Origin of the sequence: Mesorhizobium sp. M1396 (assembly GCF_040317725.1) — a bacterium.
Lineage (GTDB): Bacteria > Pseudomonadota > Alphaproteobacteria > Rhizobiales > Rhizobiaceae > Mesorhizobium.
Map to the genome: position 1 here is coordinate 1 of NZ_JAMYLA010000141.1, position 1467 is coordinate 1467.

At 62.9% G+C, this 1467-nt stretch carries 2 protein-coding genes; both read left to right on the plus strand.

The window, feature by feature from the left end; translation table 11 throughout:
• Positions 1-395, plus strand: a 395-nt coding sequence (locus NKH02_RS34315; RefSeq protein WP_352884257.1) for a tyrosine-type recombinase/integrase, incomplete at its 5' end; no start/stop codon positions are given.
• Positions 392-1381 (plus strand): tyrosine-type recombinase/integrase, encoded by a 990-nt coding sequence (locus NKH02_RS34320; RefSeq protein WP_352493041.1) that lies wholly within the window; start codon positions 392-394, stop codon positions 1379-1381. The genes NKH02_RS34315 and NKH02_RS34320, both read left to right, overlap by 4 nt.
• Positions 1382-1467: the final 86 nt, after the last annotated feature.

The following is a 1467-nucleotide window of genomic DNA, read 5'->3' on the forward strand; positions in this document are numbered from 1 at the left end:
TGCACGACACAGCAGTAGCGGGCTTGAATGGCTATCTGGCGCATCGCCGGCCCTGTTCCGAGACTGATCCGGTGTTCGTTGACGCGCGTGGTCTGCCTCTGCGCTACATTGCTGTCAAAGAGACCTTCGACAGGCTGGTCGGCACGGCGGGTATCGTACCGGCGGCGAAGCGCCGCCTGCGTCTGCACGATTTGCGGCACACGTTTGCGGTGCGCGCGCTACAAGGCAGTCCGACGGATCGAAGCCGAAGCGGCGCGCATATGGCGGCGCTTGCGACCTACATGGGTCACGTCAACATCTATGCGACCTACTGGTACCTGGAGGCCACCGCCGACCTCATGCGCGACGTCGCCGCGGCCGGTGAAGGGTTCATTACCGAAGGGAGGCAATCATGACGCCGATTGCTCCCCTCATCGAATCGTTCCTCGATGAGACACTCGCCCGCCAGCGGGACGTCAGTCGGCATACGCGCGACTCCTATTCCCTGAGCTTCCAATTGCTCTTCATGTTCGCTGCAAAGCGGCTGAAGGTCTCGCCATCGGCGCTGACGCTGGAGCAACTCGACGCCGGTCTCATCAGCGACTTCCTGGAGTATCTCGAGGATAAGCGCAAAAACGCGCCGGTGACGCGCAATGTCCGGCTGGCGGCCATCAAGTCCTTCTTCCGCTTCCTCGAATACAGGCAGCCGGCAGCCCTGGAGCATGTCCGCCGCGTCCTGGCGATCCCATTCAAGAAGACGGATCAGCGTCTGGTCCCCTATCTCCTGCGGGAGGAGCTGCAAGCGGTGCTCGACGCTCCGGATCCCGCCACGCGCGATGGCATCCGCGACCGGGCCATGCTGCATCTGGCGGTTTGTGCGGGTCTGCGCGTGTCCGAGCTGACGGGATTGAATCTCGAGGACATCGACCTGTCGTCGATGAGCATTCGTGTCCTGGGCAAGGGACGGCGGGAACGGAAGCTTCCCTTGTGGAAGACCACGGCCGCAGCCCTGCGCGCCTGGCTCGCCGTTCGCGGGCGGGTTGCAGCACCCGAGGTGTTCGTCAATGCCCGGGGAGAGCCGCTGAGCCGATGGGGCTTCGCCTATCTGCTCAAACAGCATGCAGCGACTGCCGCTCGAGCGCATCCCGGCCTCAACAAGAAACGCATCTCGCCTCACGTGCTCAGGCACACATGCGCGATGATCATCCTGCAAGCAACGCAGGACATCCGTAAGGTGTCGCTTTGGTTGGGACACGCGACTCTGACGACCACTGAAATCTACACCCGTGGTGATCCGACAGAGAAGCTCGACGCCATGGAATCGATCGTTCCACCGCATCTGCGGCGCGGCGCGTTCCAGCCGTCCGACAGGCTGATCGCGCTCCTTAAGCGCCCTTCGTAATGGTGAGCCGGGTTGGCGACGGCGGACACAAGAGCGCGATCAAGTCGCCGCCAACTCCCCATTACTGGATCTGCCCATAAGGCAGG

Excerpts from the sequence above, each read along its gene's own strand:
- NKH02_RS34320 (WP_352493041.1), top strand. The coding sequence starts at position 392 with ATGACGCCGATTGCTCCCCTCATCGAATCGTTCCTCGATGAGACACTC.